Annotated in this window: 20 protein-coding genes; 9 read left to right on the top strand and 11 right to left on the bottom strand. The window is 49.6% G+C overall.

Translation table 11 applies throughout. The features are described from left to right. From Q0140_RS08100 to nadE, 9 genes are all read right to left on the bottom strand, one after another. Positions 1–330 (bottom strand): hypothetical protein (locus Q0140_RS08100; RefSeq protein WP_297963586.1); only part of this gene is annotated, 330 nt, incomplete at its 3' end. After that, positions 327–2333 (bottom strand): NAD-dependent DNA ligase LigA, encoded by a 2007-nt coding sequence (gene ligA, locus Q0140_RS08105; protein ID WP_297963588.1) that lies wholly within the window; start codon positions 2331–2333, stop codon positions 327–329. The genes ligA and Q0140_RS08100, both read right to left, overlap by 4 nt. After that, positions 2330–2578, bottom strand: a complete 249-nt coding sequence (locus tag Q0140_RS08110) for a hypothetical protein (protein ID WP_297963590.1) — start codon at positions 2576–2578, stop codon at positions 2330–2332. The genes ligA and Q0140_RS08110 overlap by 4 nt, the downstream gene beginning before the upstream one ends. Then, positions 2568–3290, bottom strand: a complete 723-nt coding sequence (kdsB, locus tag Q0140_RS08115; RefSeq protein WP_297963592.1) for a 3-deoxy-manno-octulosonate cytidylyltransferase — start codon at positions 3288–3290, stop codon at positions 2568–2570. The genes Q0140_RS08110 and kdsB overlap by 11 nt, the downstream gene beginning before the upstream one ends. Then, positions 3287–4840 (bottom strand): threonine synthase, encoded by a 1554-nt coding sequence (gene thrC / locus Q0140_RS08120; RefSeq protein ID WP_297963594.1) that lies wholly within the window; start codon positions 4838–4840, stop codon positions 3287–3289. Before thrC ends, kdsB begins: the two co-directional genes overlap by 4 nt. A 121-nt stretch (positions 4841–4961) precedes the next feature. After that, complete coding sequence (gene argB, locus Q0140_RS08125) at positions 4962–5819, bottom strand: acetylglutamate kinase (protein ID WP_297963596.1); 858 nt, start codon at positions 5817–5819, stop codon at positions 4962–4964. An 18-nt stretch (positions 5820–5837) separates the two neighbouring features. Further along, positions 5838–6941, bottom strand: a complete 1104-nt coding sequence (locus tag Q0140_RS08130; RefSeq protein ID WP_297963598.1) for a tetraacyldisaccharide 4'-kinase — start codon at positions 6939–6941, stop codon at positions 5838–5840. Further along, complete coding sequence (locus Q0140_RS08135) at positions 6934–8070, bottom strand: DegT/DnrJ/EryC1/StrS aminotransferase family protein (RefSeq protein ID WP_297963600.1); 1137 nt, start codon at positions 8068–8070, stop codon at positions 6934–6936. The genes Q0140_RS08130 and Q0140_RS08135 overlap by 8 nt, the downstream gene beginning before the upstream one ends. A 10-nt stretch (positions 8071–8080) precedes the next feature. Beyond that, positions 8081–8884 carry an NAD(+) synthase gene (gene nadE, locus Q0140_RS08140; RefSeq protein WP_297963602.1) on the bottom strand — a complete coding sequence of 268 codons (804 nt, stop codon included), beginning with the start codon at positions 8882–8884 and terminating at the stop codon, positions 8081–8083. A 95-nt stretch (positions 8885–8979) separates the two neighbouring features. Here nadE and Q0140_RS08145 point away from each other — a divergent pair, with 95 nt between their 5' ends. Then, positions 8980–9579, top strand: coding sequence for an MBL fold metallo-hydrolase (locus Q0140_RS08145; protein ID WP_297963604.1), 600 nt, complete (start codon positions 8980–8982; stop codon positions 9577–9579). Positions 9580–10102: 523 nt separating this feature from the next. Here the strand turns inward: Q0140_RS08145 and cmoB are convergent. Then, positions 10103–10996 carry a tRNA 5-methoxyuridine(34)/uridine 5-oxyacetic acid(34) synthase CmoB gene (gene cmoB, locus Q0140_RS08150; RefSeq protein ID WP_297963606.1) on the bottom strand — a complete coding sequence of 298 codons (894 nt, stop codon included), beginning with the start codon at positions 10994–10996 and terminating at the stop codon, positions 10103–10105. Positions 10997–11103: 107 nt separating this feature from the next. Between cmoB and Q0140_RS08155 the strand changes: the two genes are divergently transcribed. From Q0140_RS08155 to Q0140_RS08180, 6 genes are all read left to right on the top strand, one after another. Beyond that, on the top strand, positions 11104–12159 hold the full coding sequence (locus tag Q0140_RS08155; protein WP_297963608.1) for a transglutaminase-like domain-containing protein: 1056 nt from the start codon (positions 11104–11106) through the stop codon (positions 12157–12159). A gap of 419 nt (positions 12160–12578) precedes the next feature. Continuing rightward, on the top strand, positions 12579–13649 hold the full coding sequence (locus tag Q0140_RS08160; protein ID WP_297963610.1) for a transglutaminase domain-containing protein: 1071 nt from the start codon (positions 12579–12581) through the stop codon (positions 13647–13649). Between the two features lie 401 nt (positions 13650–14050). Next, positions 14051–14452: an aryl sulfotransferase gene (locus Q0140_RS08165; protein WP_297963611.1), complete on the top strand. Its 402-nt coding sequence runs from the start codon at positions 14051–14053 to the stop codon at positions 14450–14452. Then, the gene (locus tag Q0140_RS08170) at positions 14445–14705 is read left to right on the top strand and encodes a cation transporter (RefSeq protein WP_005871832.1); all 261 of its coding nucleotides are present in this window, start codon (positions 14445–14447) and stop codon (positions 14703–14705) included. The genes Q0140_RS08165 and Q0140_RS08170 overlap by 8 nt, the downstream gene beginning before the upstream one ends. Positions 14706–14984: 279 nt before the next feature. Beyond that, a complete protein-coding gene (locus Q0140_RS08175; RefSeq protein ID WP_297963613.1) occupies positions 14985–16262 on the top strand; it encodes a M20/M25/M40 family metallo-hydrolase in 1278 nt (425 codons plus the stop codon). 312 nt (positions 16263–16574) lie between these two features. After that, the gene (locus Q0140_RS08180; protein WP_297963615.1) at positions 16575–17906 is read left to right on the top strand and encodes a hypothetical protein; all 1332 of its coding nucleotides are present in this window, start codon (positions 16575–16577) and stop codon (positions 17904–17906) included. A 68-nt stretch (positions 17907–17974) separates the two neighbouring features. Here Q0140_RS08180 and nth read toward each other — a convergent pair whose 3' ends face one another. After that, positions 17975–18610 (bottom strand): endonuclease III, encoded by a 636-nt coding sequence (nth, locus tag Q0140_RS08185; RefSeq protein ID WP_297963617.1) that lies wholly within the window; start codon positions 18608–18610, stop codon positions 17975–17977. 105 nt (positions 18611–18715) lie between these two features. Here nth and Q0140_RS08190 point away from each other — a divergent pair, with 105 nt between their 5' ends. Both Q0140_RS08190 and fbaA read left to right on the top strand, forming a co-directional pair. Beyond that, complete coding sequence (locus Q0140_RS08190; protein WP_291936539.1) at positions 18716–19525, top strand: peptidyl-prolyl cis-trans isomerase; 810 nt, start codon at positions 18716–18718, stop codon at positions 19523–19525. Positions 19526–19539: 14 nt separating this feature from the next. Beyond that, the coding region (gene fbaA, locus Q0140_RS08195; protein WP_297963619.1) for a class II fructose-bisphosphate aldolase at positions 19540–20578 on the top strand (1039 nt) is incomplete at its 3' end.

Here is a 20578-nt window from a genome sequence, read left to right on the forward strand (position 1 = left end):
AAAATTTGAGATATTCTCGCTTACAGCCGCATCTATCGGCATCGCGCCCGCCGTTTTAGCGCCGCGGCAGACGGAGCCCGCGCGCCTCGCAGAAACCGCCTCCCGGTTTGCCATTTTTGAGTGCGCCTCAAAGCCTGACGATACCGCGCCGACCGCTCGATTTGCTACCCTCGCTTTTAGCGGCAAATTTACCGCCCCCTCACACTCCTTAAAATTTTTAAAATTCTCGCGCTTTGTAAAATACGCAAGCACTGCAGGATGGAGCTTGCTTTTAAAATTTAACCCCGCGCCGTTTACGTGCGGGTTTGGCACAAAGCAGAGGACCTTCACTCGCGGCTCCCCACAAGCGCTTCAGGCTCACTCTTGCCGAGTGAATTTGCGTCAGGCGTCGCCGAGCTCGCAAGCGCTTCAAACTCGCTCTCGTCGATCACCCGCACGCCAAGCGAGCGAGCTTTTTGTAGCTTGGAGCCCGCTTCTGCGCCTGCGAGCACGAAGTCAGTCTTGGCAGATACCGAGCCCTGCACCTTCGCGCCCATCGCCAAAAGCCTGGCCTTAAACTCGTCGCGCGGACGGCTAAGCGTGCCGGTGATGACGACGCTGCGGTCCGTGAAGACGCTTTTGACGGTCTGCATCTCGGGCGCGCGAGGCGCGATGATTTCGCTTAGATTTAGAATTTTTTCGCGATTTATCTTACAAAACTCCGCTAGGCTCCTCGCCATCGCTTCTCCAAAGCCTTCCAGTCGCAGAATTTCATCCTCGCTCGCATCCAGCCAATCCTGCCCGAATGCCGCGGCGATCTTGCGCGCGGCCACCTCGCCGATGTGTTCGATCCCTAAAGAAGCGATGAAGCGCTCAAGCGGCGCGTTTTTGCTCGCATTTATCGCACCCAAAAGATTTGAAATTTTTTTATCCGCAAAGCCCTCAAGATCCGCCAAATCCTGCGCGCCGAGGGCGTAAATATCGCCGATCTTTGAAATTTTGCCGCTTTCAAAAAGCTGCGTAATCGTCGCGTCGCTTAGCCCTTCGATATTCATGCATTTTTTTGAGCAGAAATAGATCAGCGAGCCTATCACGCGCGCCTTGCAATCGAGGTTTTGACACTTTATGAGCGCGCCTTCGTCAAGCAGCCTCTCGCCGCAGACAGGGCAGCGATCCGGGCGCGAAATTTCGCTCTGCGTGCCGTCTCTGCGCTGTTTGTAAACGCTCGTGATCTTCGGGATCACGTCGCCGCTGCGGATGATGCCTACGAAGTCGTTTTTCATCAGCCCAAGTCGCGCGATCTCGTCGAAATTATGAAGCGTCGCGTTTGAAACGTTCGCACCATCGATATTTACGCTATCTACGACGGCTACGGGGGTTACCGCGCCGGTGCGGCCGACCTGCAGATTGATCTCGCGCAGCCGCGTTACCTTTTCGACCGCGGGGAATTTATACGCGACCATAAAGCGCGGAAATTTCACCGTATAGCCCATCTGTGCGCACTTTGAAAGCTCATTTACTCGGATTACCATGCCGTCTAGCATCAGGTCTTTGCTCGCACGCATGCTATGCAGCGCCTCGTACGCGCTCCTGATCTCGCTCGCGTCCTTGCAGATACGGCAAAACTCGTCGCGTAAGAAACCTAGGCTACGCACAAACTCCATTATCTGCGAGTGCAGCGCAAAGCTTAGCGAATGCTCGCCCACCCCCCACGGGATAAATTTTAGCTTCCGCTTCGCTACGATCGCGCTATCTAGCTGGCGCAGGCTTCCTGCGGCTGCGTTGCGCGGGTTTGAAAACAGACTCTCGCCGTTTGCGGCGCGCTCGTCGTTTAGCGCGTCAAAATCGCTCTTTGCGATCAGCGTCTCGCCGCGGATCTCGATCCTTTGCGCGTAGGGGATCTGAAGCGGCACCGATTTGATCGCTCTTGCGTTTTGCGTCACGTCCTCGCCTATGAGCCCGTCGCCGCGCGTCGCCGCGCTTATCAGCACGCCGCCTTCGTAGGTCAAATTTAAGCTCGCGCCGTCAAATTTCGGCTCGACGTAAAACTGCGCGCCGCTCTTTTCGCCGCGAGCTAGCCACGCCAAAAGGTCCGCGTCGTCGAAAATATCCTCCATCGACCACATCTGCGCGCCGTGAGCGAGCTTGGAAAAGCCCTCGCTGATCGCGCCTCCGATGCGCCGTGTAGGCGAGTAGGGCAGCGCGAGCTCGGGGTTTTGCTGCTCGAATTTCTCCGCTTGCGAATAAAGTTCGTCGTACTCCTCGTCGCTCGCGATTGGCTTATCGTCGGTGTAATATGCCCGCGCCCACGCATTTAGCGTATCTACTGCAGATCTGTATTCATCGTAGTTCATCTTGCGCTCGCATCTTTAAATTTTAAAATTCCGCGCACCGCTAAAATTCCATGCGCTGCTAGAATTTTACACTCAGCGGCGAGCCCCTGCATCCCAAATTCCGCGCCGCGCGGCTCGTTAGTTTTAAATTTAACGCCGTGCGCAGAGTTAAATTCCGTGCCGTGCAGCTCGTTATCGTTAAATTTTATGTCGCGTAGCCCGCTCGCTTTAAATTTCGTGCTTAAAAAGGCGCGATCAAATTCCATTGCCGAACTCCTTTAGCGCGCGCTCGTAATCAGCCGGCGTGTCGATGCCGATGCTCGCAGTTTCGATCCCAAGCATCGCGATCTTCTCGCCCGCGCTTATGGCGCGAAGCTGCTCGAGTTTTTCGGTATCTTCCAGCGCTGAGGCGGGCAGGGCGCAAAAGCGCTTTAAATTTCGCACGCTGTATGCGTAGATGCCGATGTGTCCGAGGTAGCACTCGCATGCCGCGCGTGGATAGGGGATGAGCGAGCGCGAAAAATAGATCGCAAAGCCTGCGTTATCAAGCACTAGCTTGACTAAATTCGGATCCTCTGCCGCCTGCTGGCTTATGTATTTATAGCAGCTCGCCATAAATGCGCCCTTTTGCGCGATCATGGCGTTGGCGAAATCTTTAAATTTAATCAAATTTTCGCTCTCGAAAAAGGGCTCGTCGGCTTGGATATTGATGATGATCTCGTCCTCCGCAAGCGCTGCGTTCGCGACCGCTTCAGCGATGCGGTCGGTGCCGCTTTGATGCTCGCGCGCGGTGAGAACGGCGTCAAAGCCGTAATCTTGCGCGATCTTTAAAATTTGCGGCTCATCCACGGCGATTAGCACGCGGTCTGCTTTGGCGGCGTTTTGAGCGGTTTTGATAAACATCGGCACGCCGTCAAACTCACATAAAATTTTATTTTTAAAGCGCGTCGAAGCAAGGCGCGCGGGGATTACTATCATTTTTTGATCCACTCCATTATGGCGTTTTTGATCTCGCTTTGTTCCACGACGCTGGAGTGAACCTGCGGCGCGCTAAAAAGGCGCGAGATCTGCGGCGGAATGTCGCTGCGAAATTCCTTCGAAAGCGCGATCATATCGGCTTGCTCGTCCTCGCAAGCCCTGCCTTTGATCGCGCCGATCATCGACGGCGTAAATTTAATCCATTTCGCGGTTGAAACGACGAGATTTAGGCGACTTTCGTCAAGTAGCTTAAAGCAGGTCGCCGTGTGCGGGTCGATCAGCACGCCGCGGCTGCTTTCTTGCTTGATAAATTTAGCGCACTGCGCATCGTCGCAAAAATCCGCCTCGAAGACCTCGCGCAGCTTCGCAAGCTCGCTCGCGCTAAGCTGATAAAATTTATCTCGCGCCAGGCTTTGCATCAGCTCGCTCGTGCGCGCATCGCCGAACATATCGCTAAGCAGCCGCTCGACGTTGGAGCTAACTAAAATATCCATCGCAGGGCTGATCGTGCGGATGAGCTCGCGCCCGCGTAGATCGTAGATGCCGCGCGTAAAAAGCTCGGTTAGGATATTGTTCGCGTTTGAAGCGATCTTGATTTTGCCGATCTTTGCGCCCATCTTTTTGGCGAAATACGCTCCCAGCGCGTTGCCGAAATTTCCGCTAGGCACTATTACGTCGAAAGTATTAAATTTAGAGCCCTGTTTTACGCTCTGCGCGCTGTTTGCGCCCGCTGCGGCGTCTAAATTTTGACTGCACGCCTGGCACTGATCGCTTTGCTTTAAATTTTGCTCGGGGCTCAATACGCCGTGCTTTGAGAAATAGATGCTAGCGTAGATATAGTAGATGATCTGAAATAAAATCCTGCCGAAATTTACCGAGTTTGCGGCGCTTAAGTTTAAATTTGCCCGCGCGAGCTCGTTTCTGAAATCATCGTCAGCCAGCAGCGATTTTAGCGCGCGTTGCGTATCGTCGAAGTTGCCGCGCACGCCTAAAATTTTAAGATTTGTCGCGCTTTGCTTTACCATCTGCTGGCGCTGTATCTCGCTCGTGCCGCCCTGCGGGTAGAGGCAGACCGCTTTGATATTTTCGTCGTCCGCAAAAGCCTCCAGCGTCGCAGGCCCAGTGTCGCCGCTCGTGGCGCACATTATTAAAAATTTTTCATTCCTGGATTTTGCGATGCTTTTTAAAAGCGCGCCGAAGGGCTGCAGCGCCATATCCTTAAACGCAAGCGTCGGGCCGTGGTAAAGCTCCAAAATATAGGCGTTCCCGCTTAGTTTTTTAATCTGAATGGGGCAGGCGGGATTTTCAAATTTATCGTAGCGCTTTAGCGCGTCTTCAAAGACCTCGCTGCTTACGTCAAAATCGAAGCTCTCGATGATTTTAAGCGCGATCTGTTTGTAGCTCAGATCCTCGCACTGCTTTAAAAAATCCTCGCTCAAAAGCGGCAGCCTCTCGGGGCTGAAAAGTCCGCCGCCGCTCGCGCTCGGATTTAGTAGCGCGTAGCTAAGATCCGCTTTTTGCGAAAAATCTCTCGTAGAAACCAGTTTCATCTTTTTCCTTTTTAAAATTTTAAAATTTACGCCCGCCTAGGCGCTTTAAATTTGATCGCTTAGGTCGCTTGCGCGGACTTGCGGCATCGCCGCTTTAAGCCTGCCGCCTCCGCGCTCGCGCCTAAATTTCTTCCTTTATTAAACTTCCTATGCCGCCGTCCGTGAAAAGCTCAAGCAGGATCGAGTGCGGAATTTTGCCGTTGATGATATGCGCGGCACTTGTGCCGTTTCGCACGCACTGCAAGCACGCATCGACCTTTGGGATCATGCCGCCTGCGATCGTGCCGTCCTTTTTAAGCTTCGAAATGAGCGCGGCATCAAGCTTGCTGATTAAATTTCCCTCTTTATCGAGCACTCCGTCAATGTCGCTTAAAAATATAGCCTTGCTCGCTTTTAGCGCGGCTGCGATCCTGCTGGCGCAGAGATCGGCGTTGATATTAAAGCTCACGTTTTCGTCCGTCTCGCCGCCCGCAAGCGGGGCGATCACCGGCAGATAGTCCTTTTGTAGTAGGTCATTTATCAGCTTGGTGTTTACCTCGGTGATCTCGCCTACGAATCCGTATTTTTTCTCATCGAGGAATTTTGCCCTCAAAAGCCCGCCGTCCTTGCCGCTGATACCGATCGCGGGCGCGCCGTTTTGGTTCAAAAGCGCCGTGATCTCTTTATTTACCGCGCCGCTTAGCACCATCTCGGTAATTTCGATCGCGTCTTTATTCGTTACGCGAAGACCGTCCTTAAACTCGCTGCGCACGCCGATCTTATCCAGGGTCTGATTGATCTTTTTGCCGCCGCCGTGCACGACGATGATCTTGATGCCGACCATATGCAAAAGCACGATATCGCGGGCGAAATCAAGCTTGAGCGTATCGTCGGTTTGCGCCGCGCCGCCGTATTTGACGACGAAAATTTTATCTCTAAATTTACGGATATAGGGCAGCGCGGAGATGATGACTTCGGCGGTTTTGCTCTTTTTTATCATAAAATTCCTTTAAAAACCTTATTTTATCATAGCTTGGTTTATGTAGTTTTGAATTTTGCGGATAAAGTTTTCGCTTAGCTTTAAATTTAGCAAAATCACCGAAATTTCCGCGCCCAAATCCCTTAATTTCACGTAATCTTTCGCCGTGCAAAGGATATGCTCCGCATCCTCGCGCCTTAACAGCTCTAAAATCTGCTCTTTTTTGAAATCATAATGGTCGGGGAAAAATGCGTGGGCTTTTGCGAGCGGCAAAAACTCTTGCAAGCGCCAAGGCTTGGCGATAGCGCTGATTAAGATCGTGCGGGATCTCTCAAGACCAGCCTCTTTGGAATTTAAAATTTTATTCGCGACGGCGAGGTTTAAATTTGAAATTTCATCCGCGGCGGTTTTTAAATTTAAATCCAAAATTTTATCCGCGGCGAGATTTGAAATCTCATCCGCAGGATTTGAAATTTCATCCATGCCGTTTAGCTTGCTTTGCAGATCCGCCGCCGAAACGATTTTAAGCTCCTGCGAGATGTCGCTCGGAGCGGGTATGAAATCTGCAAATTTATAAAAAAACGGCGGGTAGCGATACGCGGCGAAGGGCAGGCAAAAGGGCAGCTTCGGCGCGCTTTGCGGGCGCAACAAGATATCAAATTTAGAGATATTAAATTTAGAAAATCCGTCGTCTAAGATCGCCAGCTCAAAGCCGAGAGTTTGCGCGCGCAAAATCCCTGCGGCGCGATCTTCGCTGACGATTACGTTTGCGCCGCGTAAAAACAGCGCGTATTCCATCGCCTCGTCTCCGCTTTGCCGCACATCGCAAAGTATCCGTCCGCCGAGCGCCACTTCGAGCAAGCCTCTACTTTTGCGCCCGTATCCGCGAAGAATGATGCAGGTTTTGAGTCTGGGATTAAATTCTTTAAAAAGCGCCCGCACCAGCGGGGTTTTGCCGCTTCCGCCGAGGGTTAAATTCCCGACGCTGATTATTGGAATTTCAAATTTTTGCGGCTTAGCAAAGAGCCTTTTTAGGCAGACGATCAGCGTATAAAGTAGCGATAACGGTGCTAAAATCACCCCTAGCGCAAGCCATGCGGGGCTCGGGTCGTATAGGTTTCGCTCGATTAGGAGTTTAAACACGATTTTGCGCTATCTCTTTGATCTGCTCGCAGATGTAGCTCACATCGTCGTCGCTAAGCGCCGTGTAGATCGGCAGGGATAAAATTTGCTGATAGTTTTTAAGCGCATTCGGGAAATCATTGACTTTGTAATTGTATTTGCTTTTGTAGTAGCTTAGCAGATGCACCGGCACATAGTGCAGCGAAACGCTCACTCCGCGCGAGATCAGCGCCTTGGCGAAATCGTCGCGGTTTTTGTCGATCTTTACGATGAATTGAGTATAGATATGCTCCTCGCTGTCGCTTGGAAGCGTCACGTGAGGGCAGTTTGCGAGCTGCTCGCGATACGCTGCGGCGATCTGCTTGCGGCGCTTTATAAAGGCGTCGGTTTTTTCAAACTGGGCGATGGCGTAGGCGGAATTTATGGCGTCAAGATCGTATTTTTGACCGATGCGATCGACGTCGTAGGTAAAGGACATATTGCCGTCTTTGTAAAAGGCGTCCCCTACGATGCCGCCGTTTCTTAAAATTTGCGCGGCGCTTGCTATCTCATCGTCGTTCGTAACGAAAAAGCCCGCCGTAGAGATCGCGTCTTGCGCTTGAGGATTGATCTGAAAGCACGATATGAGCGAGCTTTTAAGCGCTCCGATTTTTGCGCCCTTATAGGTAGCGCCCATAGCGCGGCACGCATCGTCTATAAGGATGATATTTTCGCTTTTGGCGACCTCGCTGATGGAGTCTATATCCGCAGCAAGTCCCGCGATGTGCGAGATGAAAGCGCATTTTAGCTTCTTGTGGCGGTTTTGATCTATCGTGCGAGCAAGGCTTTCGCTCGTGATATTAAAGCTTATCGGATCGATATCTACGAAAATGGGCTCGGCGTCGAAGTGGCGGATCACTTCGGCAACGTTAGGGAAGGAATTTACGGAGCATAAAATTTTATCTCCGCGCTTAATATCCATTGCACAAAGCGCCAGATGCAGCGCCGTCGTGCCGCTCGTGGTCGATACGGCATGCTTTACGCCGAAATATTTACAAATATCCTCTTCAAAAATTTCGCTATATCTTATATCGCTGTTGTAGAGGGCGCTTTTAATTAAGTCTTCCTCTTTTTTATCGATTTGAGCCTTATAAAACGGTATCTCTTTCATAAATCTCTCCTTAGTGTGCGGGCTCTATGCGGGCGACCGCGGGCGCGCGAAGCTTAAAATTATTTTTAAGGATTCTACGGATGATAAATTTCACCAGCTCTTGATTGTGGCGCGAGTTTTGCAGATATTTTAGATCGTTTGCGGTTATTTGCTCGCCTGAGCGAAATTTCGTCCGCAGCGTTTCGTGCGAAAAAATATCTCTTAGCACGCTATCTAAAATCTCGTAGCTGTATCCAAGCTCACGCTCGTCGCTTTGATTTTCCCATAGATCGGCGCTTGGGGCTTTTTTTATGATCGCATCGTCTATGCATAAAATTTTTGCAAATTTAAACAGATCGGTTTTTAAAATTTCTCCGATCGGATTAAAAGCGCAGGCCAGATCGCCGTAGATCGTGCCGTAGCCGAGCATCCGTTCGCTAAGATTGCTCGTGCCTACGACTACACCGCGTTTAGCCGCGCTGTAATCATAAAGCAAGCTCATTCTTACGCGCGCGGCGAAATTTCCGATGCGAAGCGGGCTTGCGCTGGGATTTAAAGCGGTAAAATTTTCTACAAATGGCGCGATCTCTTGGATTTCGTAGGGGATATTAAAGGATTCGCAGTGAAAGATGCCGTCTGCCATATTTTCTAAATTTGAACCCGCACTAGGTAGGATAAGTCCGTAAGTGGGGATCTCGGTAAGTGCACAAAGCGCAGAAACCACGGCGCTGTCAAGCCCACCGCTGATACCCACTACAAAGGCGTCCGCGCCCGTTTCATCGAGTCTCTCCGATAAAAAATCGGTCAGTTGCGGCAGCAAATCGTCCAAAAACATAATATTTAGCCTTAAAATTTTACGTTAAATTGTGCGAATTTTAACTATTTTTGGCTAAATTACGGCTTTAATTTAAGCTTAAAAGGAGGATTTAAATGCAAATTTTAAAAAAAGCTTTCGGCGAATATGTGACGAATTGCTACATTCTAAAGGGCGAGCAGGGCGATTTGGTGATCGATCCGGGGCAGGGCAGCTTTGATTGGGTGATGCAAAATACGGGAAAGATCGCCGCGGTTTTGAATACGCACGGGCATTTCGATCATGTTTATGACGATGCGAAGTTGCAAAGGACGGGCGCTAAAATTTATATCCACGAGGAAGACGCCTTTATGCTGCGGGCGGATCCCTTTGAGACGATGCCCGAGCCCATAGAAGCTGATGTGCTCGTAAAAGGGCAGGAGCAAAGCTTTGAAATAGCGGGCTTTAACGTTAAATTTAGTCTTTTTGCCGGACATACGCCGGGCAGCTGTATGATCGAAGCAGGCGGCGTTATTTTTAGCGGCGACGTAATATTCAAAGGCTCTATCGGCAGGTGGGATTTTCCCTTTTCAAGCGGCGCGCAGATGAGAGAGTCTTTGCATAAAATTTTGCAGATAAAGGGCGATTTTACGCTATATCCAGGGCACGGAGCAAATACGAGCCTAGCGGCTGAGAGGCAAAATTTAAAATATTTTTTGCAGCTTTTTGAGCGTTGATAGTTTAAATTTAACCGCGCTTCGTCGCGCAAAGAGCGGCAAAGCGGCGTGAAGCCGGTCGGCGTTAAATTTTTATACTGCTTTGCTTGTGGGCGTTAGAATTTATGCCGCTTTGCTCGCATTGCAGACGCCGAAATTTACCGCTTTATTTGCCGCTGCGGGTGTTAAAATTTCTCCGCCGTGTTTGCTATATGCGTACATGCGCGCTCTGCGTAGATAAAATTTTAAAATTTACCGCCGCTTATTAAATTTAGTAAAATTCCGTGCCGCCGAGCATGCAAGACGCAAAGCGTAACGCAAAAGCAAAATTTAAAATTTGCGCCGCCGTATCGATCCTAGCAGCTACAATGCGATCTAATCCAATTTGGGGCCCGCTAAATTTAGCTAAATTTCACATCCCGCCGAATGCAAAATTTTCCCTGTGAGCCGAATAAATTTCGATAAAATTTTACACGTTTTTAAAGGCGCAGATCTCATTTTATATCAGTGCACGGGTACACGAAAAATGTTTTAAAGGCGCAGATCACGCCCGAAGCCGCACGTAGATACGCCTCGGGGCGGGATAGCCCTCGATCGTGCGCGAGCTATCGAGCGGGTCTAGGAAATTCTCCAAGCTCTGCCCGTCGATCCACTCCGTTTTGCGCTGCTCGCTAGCATCCGTGGGCTTTTGAGCCAAAATTTTAAAATCTCTGAATTTCGCTCGCTCGCACCAATTCTGCAGCGCGCCGACGGTCGGGACGAAGTAGATATTTGAAATTTTTGAGTAGCTGTTTTTCGGACACAGTGCGAAATCGCCCGCTCCTTCGATATACATCGTGTCTAAAAACACTTCGCCACCCGCATTTAGCGAGGCGCGTAGATCTTTTAGCATCTTTACCGGGTCGCTGCGGTGGTAGATGACGCCGAGGCAGAAGATCGTGTCGAATTTATGCTCGTAAAAGGGCAGATGCTCTACGCCCAAAAGCTCGAATTTCGCGCCGCTGCGGAGGAATTTCTCGATAAAGCGAAACTGCAGATAAAATAGCGCGCTCGGGTCAAACCCCACTAGCCGCGCAGGCTTTAGAGCGCTTGCGCGAAACATATAATAGCCGTTGTTGCAGCCCACGTCGGCGACGGTTTTGCCGCTCAGATTTAAAAACGGCCGCAGCAGGTTAAATTTCACGAAGCTTCGCCACTCGGCGTCGATAAAAAGCTCATTCAGCGCAAAAGGCCCCTTGCGCCACGGCTTTAGCGTCCGCGCGATACGCAAAATTTCATCTCTCTGCTCTGCGCTTGCGTTAAAACTCACCCGCACGACGTCGCCGCACTCGCAGTCGCATTCGCCTGTTTTCAGCGCCTCGATCGCGCTTAAAATTTCGCGGGTTTGCCCGCTTTGCAGCTTTTTAAAGTTTTCGTCTCTGATTTTTTGCAGATCCATTTTTAATCCTAAAATTTCAAATTTAGCGCCATTTTAACATAAAATTTTATCCATTTTAAGGCGCAAAGAGATAAAATCGACTTGCAATTCAAGCAAAGGAGCAAAAAATGCAAGAAGCAAAAACGAGAAAATTCAGTCTCAGGTTTAATCACGAAATTTCAAGTAGTGGCGCAGAGGTGCGGCTTTGGCTGCCGTTAGTGCTGCAAGAGCCCTATCAGAGGTTGCTTGGCGAATATCATGCCCGCTCAAATGCGCAAGAGTCGGCTATCTGCGGAGATCATATAAGCACGTACTACGCGCGCTTCGCACCCGATAAAGAGGCAAGAGCGGGCGTCGGCAAATACGGCGAGCAAGGTGTCGTAGGCGAAGAGGATGATTATTTTGAGCTTAGCTTCGATATCGAAATTTCGGAGCGAAATACCGATTTTAGCAAGGTAAGCTTTAATGAAAATGAGCGCTTGAGCCCAGAGATCAAGGAGTTTTTAAAGCCTTCAAAGCTAATTCCGGTAGAAGGCGCTGCGAAACAAAAATCAGACGAGATCACCGGCTCGCTTAAAGGCGATCTGGAAAAGGCGCGCGCGATCTACGAGTGGGTTGCTAAAAATATGAATCGCGATAATAGCGTGATCGCATGCGGCAGCGGCGATGCAGCGGCGATTTTAAGCAGCGGCAAGCTAAGCGGCAAATGCGCCGATATTAATAGCGTGTTCGTATCGCTCTGCAGGGCAGCGGGCATTCCTGCTCGCGCTATTTACGGCATCCGCACGGGCGCAGCGCAGAAATTTTCTCCTGAAATGGGCGTCATGGGCGCCTTAAGTGGCGGTGCGCTTGAAATTTCAGGCGCGCAGCATTGCAGAGCGGAATTTTATCTAAAAGGCCACGGCTGGATCCCGGTCGATCCCGCGGACGTTACAAAGGTGCGATTGGGCGAGAACTTAAGCGAGGATGATTCTAGGCTGGCGCGAGTGCGGGAGTATCTTTTCGGTAACTGGGAGCCGTGCTGGCTGGGCTTTAACTACGCTCGCGAAATCGTGCTAAATCCGCGCCCGGCGCATGTCCCGATTGAAATTTTTTCGCATCCGTATTGCGAAGTGGGCGGCACGCCGAAAGATCCGTACTCGCCTAAAAATTTTATCTACGAGTATTTTTCGCGAGAAATTTAGCCTTCTGGCGGCTTGCATTTTACTGCCGCGATTTGCTTAAGCTAAGCCGCCGCGCTTCGTCGAGGCTCAACCGTTTAATCTAAGCGCACGCTTGGTTTTTGCGACAGCGGCGCTTTTTGCGTGGTTTTGCCTGTGCCACCGATACATACTGCCTGCGCGCCTAGGTTGCGGGCTATCATGCCCGCTTTGGCGAAATTTCGCGCCGTGTCTTTGGGCGAAATTTTGAAATTTTAAAATTCCGCGGCGAGCAAAATTCTAAAATTTTAAAGTGAGCGAAATTTTGAAATTTTAAATATGGATAGAATTTTAAAATTTACGGCTTGCAGAATTTTAAATTTAGCGATTTCAAAGCCGCAAAAGGCTAAAATCCGCGCATAAATTAGGGCTAAGGCTTAGCCATTTTATTTTGAAGGCATTTCATGCAAAGACGCGATTTTTTAAGAAACACTGCGATTTTAGGCGCCGTTATGGCAACTCCGAGTACCATTTTGGGTGGGGAAGAAGTCATTGGCAAAAAGAGAACTTTTGGGCTATCGCTAAATCACGAAATTTTGGAAGAGGGCAAGCAGACTCGGCTTTGGATACCGCTTCCTCTTATCACGGAGTATCAAAAGGTAAGCGACATAAAATTTGACGGCAATTTCAACGATCCGTCCGTGGACTATGGTGAAATTCCGACGCTCTATGCCGGCTACGTCGGGGTGGCAAAGCCCACGCTAAACATTAAATTTAGCGTCGAGACCTTTGAGCGAAATACCGACTTTAGCAAGGTAAAATTTAATCCGAACGAAAAGCTTAACCCCGAGGTAGCGAAGTTTTTAGAGCCTAGCACGCAGATTCAAATCGACGGCGTCGTCAAGCAAAAATCAGACGAGATTGCAGGCGGCATAAAGGGCGATTTGGAAAAGGCGCGCGCGATTTATACGTGGGTGGCAAACACTATGCAGCGCGATAACAGCGTGCTAGGCTGCGGACTAGGGGACGTGAAGCAAATTTTAAGTAGCGGCAAGCTAAGCGGCAAATGCACCGACATAAATAGCGTTTTCGTTGCACTTTGCCGCGCGCAGGGCATCGCCGCAAGAGAGATGTTTGGCATCCGCGTCGGCGCGTCGAGATTTAGCGCTCAAATGGGCGCCGCGCCTAAAGACGGCGTCAGCCATATCTCGGGCGCGCAGCACTGCAGGGCGGAATTTTATCTAAAAGGCCACGGCTGGATCCCAGTCGATCCCGCGGATGTCACGAAGGTGCGATTGGGCGAGAAGCTAAGCAATGACGACAGCAAGCTCACTAAAATCCGCGAGTATCTTTTCGGCAACTGGGAAATGTGCTGGATCGGCTTTAACTACGGCAGAGACTTCACGCTAAGCCCACGCCCAGCGCAGTTTCCGATCAATAATTTCGGCTATCCTTACGGCGAAGTGGACGGCAACACTCTTAATTACTACTCGCCGAAAGATTTCAGCTACGATTACAGATCGAAAGAGTTGTAGCGGTTCGCGTTTTGCTATGCGGCACGTCAGCTTGGGCTTTTTGAGTGGGCATGTAGAGGGACTTTCGGCTAGGCGATTTTGAAGCGGATACATAAAGGCACGCCTGATCTGCGTGCTGCCGCGTCTGCATTGGAAAAAAAATTCCGCGCTTTATTTGGCGTGGAATTTTAAAATTTTTTAGAATTTTGTGAGCAGCGGAATTTTAAAATTTCAAGATGAATAAAATTTTGAAATTTTTCGGCGCGAAATTTTAAAATTTACGGCTTGCGGAATTTAAAATTTCGCCTCTTTGCCACTCTGTGCGAAATTTGGTAGCGGTAAAATTTGCAGATAAAATTCCACGCCTAAAGCCGACGAGGGTGCGACAAGATTATGGCAAGATTATAATTAAAAGGCAAAATTTGAAAACCGAACTAGAAAATCCCGCGCAAGAAACCCCAGCGCAAAAGCGAGAAGATCCTAGCAAAAATCGCTTCAGCGCGCGCAGTCTTTGGCTGATATTTGCCGCGATTTTTAGCGCAGTCGCGGCGACTTTTTGCTGTCTGCCTGCGCTTTTATTTTTGATTTTCGGCGCGAGCTTTTCCATTTTTTCAGGCGCGGAGGCGCTGGAAGGTTACCGCGCGCCGCTTTCTACGTTAGCACTTTTTTGCTTCGCGCTCTCGGCGTTTTTCTTTTTCAAAAAGTCGCGCGCATGCTCGCTACAAAGCGGGCGTAAAAAGTGGATCCTGATTTATGTGCTTTTAGGAGCCTTGCTTGCCTTTATGCTTACATATCCTGAAATTTTAGGAGGGCTTTATGCGTAAAATTTTGTTTTTGATGCTTGGATTTACGGCGCTTTTTGCCGACAAAGAGGTTAAAATTTACGTGGAAAAAATCCACTGCCCGCTCTGCACTACGATCGTGCGAAAGGCGCTTTTGCAAACGCCAGGCGTGATAAGCGCAAAGGTTTCGCAGCAGAGCAAAACCGCGACCGTCGCGGCAAAGGATGATGCAAACGAGACCGCGATGCTTGAGGCAATCGCTAAAACGGGCTATGAAGGCGTAATCGTAAAATAAAAATCCCCGGCAAAATTCGGACTAAATTTTAAATAAAATTCTTGCTAAATTTCGGTAAAATTCATGCGACTTTGCATAAAATTTCATTTTGCGCGGCTTGCCTGCAGCGCAAGCTAGCGCGATTGAAATTCTGCGCGTATTTTGCGGAAGCGCTATGCCGGCGCGGTCGCGTTTAAATTTAGCAGAATTTCGCAAGCGCTTAAGCGAGTGCGGTTGCTTTTAAATTCAACGGGCGTGTCGCAATAACGCGCGGATGTAATAAATTCAAAAGGAGCAAACATGCAAAAAAACGAGGTTATAAACGATTTTAAAAAGCTGTGCGAGATACCGCACTGTAGCTGCGAAACGGAGCAGATGAGGGAGTTTTTAGCGGATTTTGCGCGCTCTCAGGGCTTTAGCGTGAGCGTCGATGAGGCTGGCAACATCCACGCCTTAAAAGGCGAGCCTAAAATTTGCCTGCAAAGCCACTACGATATGGTTTGTGTGGGCGCGGCGCCGAATTTGCAGCTCATCGAAGAGGACGGCATACTAAGAGCCAAAAACTCGACTCTGGGCGCTGATGATGGCATTGGCGTGGCGATGATGATGGGCGCGATGCGGGAGTTTGCGAACCTAGAGTGCCTATTTACCAACGACGAAGAGGTCGGGCTTGTGGGCGCAAACGCCTTTAAGGGTAAAATTTTATCGCCCAATCTACTAAATTTAGACAGTGAAGAGGACGACCGCGTGACGCTAGGATGCGCCGGCGGTATAAACGTAAGCGCAAAAATCGGTACGCAGACCGTTAAAAAGAGCGGTAAAATCTACGAGATCGGCGTCACCGGGCTTAGCGGCGGGCACTCGGGCAACGAGATACACAAAAATATCCCAAACGCAACGAAGCTGCTGGCGAAATTTCTCGCCGAGGAGGGCTGTGAGCTCATAAGCTTGGATTTTGGCGAGAGGAGCAACTCGATCCCTGCAAATGCTGTGTGCAAGGCGCTGTGTGCTCATGAACCAAAACAGCGAGGTCTCGCGTGGGTAAAGAGCCTGGGCGAGGGCGAAGCGGACGTGCTGGTAAATAGCGGCAAAATTTTGGCACTAATTAACTCATTCGCTCAGGGCGTGCGCAGCTACGACACGCAGCTTGGCATGGTAAACGAAAGCATAAATCTCTCGACCGTCAAGCAGAAGGGTGAAGTGATCGAGTTTGACTTTTTCGGACGCGCGATGAAGCGCGAAGGGCTTGAAAATCTGGGTTTTGAAACCGCTACGCTAGCTAGCGCGCTGGGCTTTGATGTGAGAGTAGCCGACCGCTCGGCGAACTGGGCGCCGTGCATCAGCGACTTCGCGCATCTGGTGCTTGAGGAGTTACAAAAACAAAAGCCGCAAGCGAAATTTGCCGCCGTGCATGCTGGCCTTGAGTGCGGCGTGCTGGTCGCAAAACAGCCTGAGCTGCAAGCCTGCTCCATAGGCCCCAACATCCATTCGCCCCACTCTGTAAACGAGCACTGTGAGATAGCGTCGGTGGAGATGATAGCGGAGGTGGTGAGAAATATAATCGCTAGATTGCAATAAATTTAGCGGCTTGTCTTTTTCCTTTATACGTCGTTGGAAACTCGGTCGGCTTGGGTCACGTATTGTCTATACGCTCCCTTGCCTCCGTCGTTTCCGCCTAGTCTAAAGAAAAAATACTTCGCCTTTAAAATTTAACGGCGCTTCCTCTTTTGAGCGTCTTTATAGAAATTACGCCTGCGGCGTCGCTACGCTGGTTTTGAAAGAGATTTTTGCTTCGTTGCACTCGCAACTGCAAGCAGAACGCAAATTTGTTGCTCCGCAGGCAATATGGCAGGAATGCCCGTCGTAAATAGCAATTTAAAAGGAGATAAAATGAAAAGCCAGATTAAAAATTTTCTGCAAAATTGCGAGCAGATCGTTAAATCGCAAGTAAAGCAATACGAAAACCGCAGCCCTTTCGCAACCAAAATTCCACCCGTTTTTATACTGCCTTATGATGAATTTGAGAAAAAATACGGCTCAAATTTATATTTGGATGGTAGTTTTGACGTGCTGGTGTTTGACGGCGATCTTAGCCTATCGGGAGGCACGATAAATGCCGCTTGGCTTAAGGATAAATTTAACGAAGCAGGCGGCAAAAATAACGCACGAGCGATGTTTGTTAACGGAAATTTATCCACCGGCGGCGATATCATCGATGATGATTATCTGTTTTTACAGGTCGCTAAAGATACGGCGTGTAGTTATCTGCATTCGCAGGACGGCGTTATCGCGATCGGCGGCAATCTAACGGCGCTTTGGGGCATAAGCGGCGAATACAACGACGGAATGTTGCAGGTTTTTGGAAAAACGCAAGCGCCGTATATTGTCTCAAACGACCACGCAATGCCTGATCATAGCATTAGCCAATGCGTCTATGTCCTAGACGGACAGATCGGTCAAAGCTACCTGGGCGCGCTTGATGGTTGGGAATTTTTTGAAAATTGCGAGCTGATGTTTAAAGATGGAATTTGCGAAGATGAGCATCAGATCGATATTTCTGCCTTTTTTAAATTCGTAAAAAAGGGCGCTAATCCGCTGGTGGATTTTAAAACTTTTGAAGCTAGAAAAGCCGCTTGGGATAGAGAGAATGAAGAGCAGGAGCCTGGATATTCAAGCGATCTGCCTAAAAATTCCGAAACCATCGCCGAAATATTAAATTTAGAAAATTTTAGCCTCAGCGATGAGGAGCTATACGAGTATATGATGAGCGAATTTGAGGCTATAGAAAAAATCGGCGACGAAAGCGAAAAATATGCTTATGGCGACAGGGCTTTCGAGCTGTCTATCATTGCGGCGAGAATGGCGGAAAATTGGCAGCTGATTACGCAGCGTTACTCTGCGCAGCAGATAGATGACCTACGCAAAATCATCATTAAGAGCGCGACTAATTTGGCTGATTATTTTTTAAAAATCGGCGATAAAAAACAGCTTGCGTTCATCTATGAATTTTTAAACGATGATGCGGTAAGCATCGAAAAAGACGAGCCGTTTTTATACGAAACGCTGGTGCGCGCGGGCTTGGAGCTGCAAGATTACGATAGCACTTACGCGCTAGTGTCCGTCATCGATAAAAAGTCCGAATTTTTGCCGCAGGAGATGGCAAAAAGCATCGCGGACGTGATTAAAAGCGAAGGCTACCAGGCTTGGTTGGCAAAGCAGTAGGCCCCGAAAAGCAAAATTTCATAAAATTTAAATCCGTAAAATTTAACTCGCGAACATAGACTTAAATTTTACGGAAAATTCTTATCCTTGCTGTGGCACAGCTCGTTTAAAAAGCACTCCTTGCAGTTCGGCTTTATCGCTTTACAGGTGTAGCGGCCGAAAAGCACCATGCCTTGGTGCAGTTTGCCAAGATCCGTCTTAAAAGCCTCGCTAAGATCGCGCTCCGTAAGCTCGGGCGTCTTTGCATGACTCAGCCCCAAGCGATGCGCGACGCGAAAGACGTGCGTATCCACCGCCATCACGTTTGCGCCCGCGCCCTCTAAAAGCACGACGTGAGCGGTCTTTTGCCCCACGCCCGCAAGAGATTTGAGCCCCGCTTCATCAAGCGGCACGACACCGCCAAAGTCGCGAACCACCGCCTGTGCCATTTTGATTAAATTTACCGCTTTGTTGTTGTAGAAATTGCACGAGCTAATTAGCAGCTTTACGCTTGCCAGATTGGCTTTTGCGAGCTCCTCAACGCTAGGGAATTCCGCAAAAAAGCGCGGCGTGATCAAATTTACCCGCTTGTCGGTACACTGCGCGCTAAGCATCACGCAGACCAAAAGCTGATAGTTGTCTTTAAATTTCAACTCGCTGCGCTCTTCCGCGAAGTTTTGTAAAATTCTCTTTTTTATCTCTAAAATATCTTTTTTACTTCTCATTTGTATTTCCTCAAGGCGGAATTCTACCCTAAAATTCTAAAGTACAGTTTGATTGTTAACAACTTTGAGTTATAATCGCCGTTAAAATTTTTTTAAGGAATTGTGATGAAAAAAGTTTTATTTACAGCACTTAGTTTGGCTGCCGCTATCAGCCTTAACGCTACCGTTTACGCTACCGTAAATGGCAAAGACGTAACTGAAAAAGAGCTCGCTCCACTACTTCAAGGCATAGGCAATGTAGATATCGCTGCTCTTAATGCCGATCAAAAAAAGGAGCTTATCGATAAAGGCATTGATCTGATGCTGCTAACGGATGAAGCTAAAAAATCGGGCGTTATGGACGAAGATGTTTATAAAAAAGAGCTTGAAATCGTAAAAGATAACTTAGCGCTTCGTGTATGGCAGGCTAAAGAAGCCAGCAAAATAAATATCGACGATAAAGAAATAGCCGATTTTTATAACAAAAACAAAGCGCGCTTTACCGAGCCTGCGAGAATCAAAGCGGCTCAGATCGTCGTTAAAACCGAAGCTGAGGCAAACGATATTATTAAGCAGTTAAAAGGGCTTAGCGACAGTGCACTATTTACTAAATTTGCAGAGCTTGCCAAAGCTAAATCTATCGATCCGCAGGCTAAACAAACCGGCGGCGAGCTAGGCTGGATGCCTAGCGATCAGGTCAAGCCTTTTGCCGATGCGATCTCTAAGATAAAAGATGGTCAAATCACTACTAAAGCGATTAGAAGCAGGGTCGGATATCACGTCGTGTTAAAAGAGGAGTCTCAAGCTAAAAAGCAGTTAAGTCAAAGCGAAGCAAAGCCTTTTATTGAGCGCGTGCTTAGACAGCAAAAAGCGGCGAAAGTAGTCGAGCAAAAAGCGGCAGATCTTCACAAAAACGCTAAAATCGAGTATAAATAATATAGGAGCTAAAAATGGGCGTTTTAGATATAGTAAAACCGGGCGTTTTAAGTGGCGATGACGTAAGTAAAGTCTATGCGTATGCGAAGCAGCAGGGCTTTGCGATCCCTGCGGTAAACGTAGTGGGATCAAATTCCATAAACGCCGTCTTGGAAAGCGCTAAAATCGCAAATTCGCCCGTAATAATTCAGTTTAGCAACGGCGGCGCAGCGTTTTACGCAGGTGCCGCTTGCCCAAATGCCGCGGTTTTAGGCGCTATTGCAGGCGCGCATCAAGTGCATGCTTTGGCGGCTCATTACGGCGTTGCGGTGATTTTGCATACTGATCATGCCGCGAGGAAGCTGCTTCCGTGGATCGACGAACTCATCGAAGCTAATGCCGCTCATAAAAAAGCTCACGGCGTGCCGCTTTTTAGCTCGCACATGCTCGATCTTAGCGAGGATGATTTGGAGCTAAATTTAGCGACCTGCGAGAAGTATTTGGAAATTTTAAGCGATCTTGGAATTTCGCTTGAGATCGAGCTTGGCGTCACAGGCGGCGAAGAGGACGGCGTCGTTGGTGAGATCAATGAGAAGCTCTACACCTCCACCGCGGACGGCATCAAGACCGTTGAGGCCCTGGGCCTGGGCGAGAAGGGCCGCTACATCACGGCCCTGACCTTCGGCAACGTGCACGGCGCCTACAAGCCCGGCCACGTGAAGCTGCGTCCCGAGCTGCTCGGCACCATCCAGAAGGAGGTCGCTGAGCACTTCGGCCTCGACCACCGTCCCTTCGACCTGGTCATGCACGGCGGCTCCGGCTCCACCGCCGAGGAGATCGCCACCGCTGTCGCCAACGGCGTCATCAAGATGAACGTCGACACCGACACGCAGTACGCGTTCACCCGCCCGGTCGTCGACCACATGATGCGCAACTACGACGGCGTCCTCAAGATCGACGGCGAGGTCGGCGTGAAGAAGCAGTACGACCCGCGTACGTGGGGCAAGTCGGCCGAGGCAGGCATGGCCGCCCGCGTCGTCGAGGCCTGCCAGCGCCTGGGCTCCGACGGCACCC

Source organism: uncultured Campylobacter sp. (assembly GCF_938045405.1).
GTDB lineage: Bacteria > Campylobacterota > Campylobacteria > Campylobacterales > Campylobacteraceae > Campylobacter_B.

Bases quoted from the DNA above. Each gene is read 5' to 3' on its own strand.
- ligA (WP_297963588.1), bottom strand. From the start codon at position 2,333: ATGAACTACGATGAATACAGATCTGCAGTAGATACGCTAAATGCGTGG.
- Q0140_RS08110 (WP_297963590.1), bottom strand. From the start codon at position 2,578: ATGGAATTTGATCGCGCCTTTTTAAGCACGAAATTTAAAGCGAGCGGG.
- kdsB (WP_297963592.1), bottom strand. From the start codon at position 3,290: ATGATAGTAATCCCCGCGCGCCTTGCTTCGACGCGCTTTAAAAATAAA.
- thrC (WP_297963594.1), bottom strand. From the start codon at position 4,840: ATGAAACTGGTTTCTACGAGAGATTTTTCGCAAAAAGCGGATCTTAGC.
- argB (WP_297963596.1), bottom strand. From the start codon at position 5,819: ATGATAAAAAAGAGCAAAACCGCCGAAGTCATCATCTCCGCGCTGCCC.
- Q0140_RS08135 (WP_297963600.1), bottom strand. From the start codon at position 8,070: ATGAAAGAGATACCGTTTTATAAGGCTCAAATCGATAAAAAAGAGGAA.
- nadE (WP_297963602.1), bottom strand. From the start codon at position 8,884: ATGTTTTTGGACGATTTGCTGCCGCAACTGACCGATTTTTTATCGGAG.
- Q0140_RS08145 (WP_297963604.1), top strand. From the start codon at position 8,980: ATGCAAATTTTAAAAAAAGCTTTCGGCGAATATGTGACGAATTGCTAC.
- cmoB (WP_297963606.1), bottom strand. From the start codon at position 10,996: ATGGATCTGCAAAAAATCAGAGACGAAAACTTTAAAAAGCTGCAAAGC.
- Q0140_RS08155 (WP_297963608.1), top strand. From the start codon at position 11,104: ATGCAAGAAGCAAAAACGAGAAAATTCAGTCTCAGGTTTAATCACGAA.
- Q0140_RS08160 (WP_297963610.1), top strand. From the start codon at position 12,579: ATGCAAAGACGCGATTTTTTAAGAAACACTGCGATTTTAGGCGCCGTT.
- Q0140_RS08170 (WP_005871832.1), top strand. From the start codon at position 14,445: ATGCGTAAAATTTTGTTTTTGATGCTTGGATTTACGGCGCTTTTTGCC.
- Q0140_RS08175 (WP_297963613.1), top strand. From the start codon at position 14,985: ATGCAAAAAAACGAGGTTATAAACGATTTTAAAAAGCTGTGCGAGATA.
- Q0140_RS08180 (WP_297963615.1), top strand. From the start codon at position 16,575: ATGAAAAGCCAGATTAAAAATTTTCTGCAAAATTGCGAGCAGATCGTT.
- nth (WP_297963617.1), bottom strand. From the start codon at position 18,610: ATGAGAAGTAAAAAAGATATTTTAGAGATAAAAAAGAGAATTTTACAA.
- Q0140_RS08190 (WP_291936539.1), top strand. From the start codon at position 18,716: ATGAAAAAAGTTTTATTTACAGCACTTAGTTTGGCTGCCGCTATCAGC.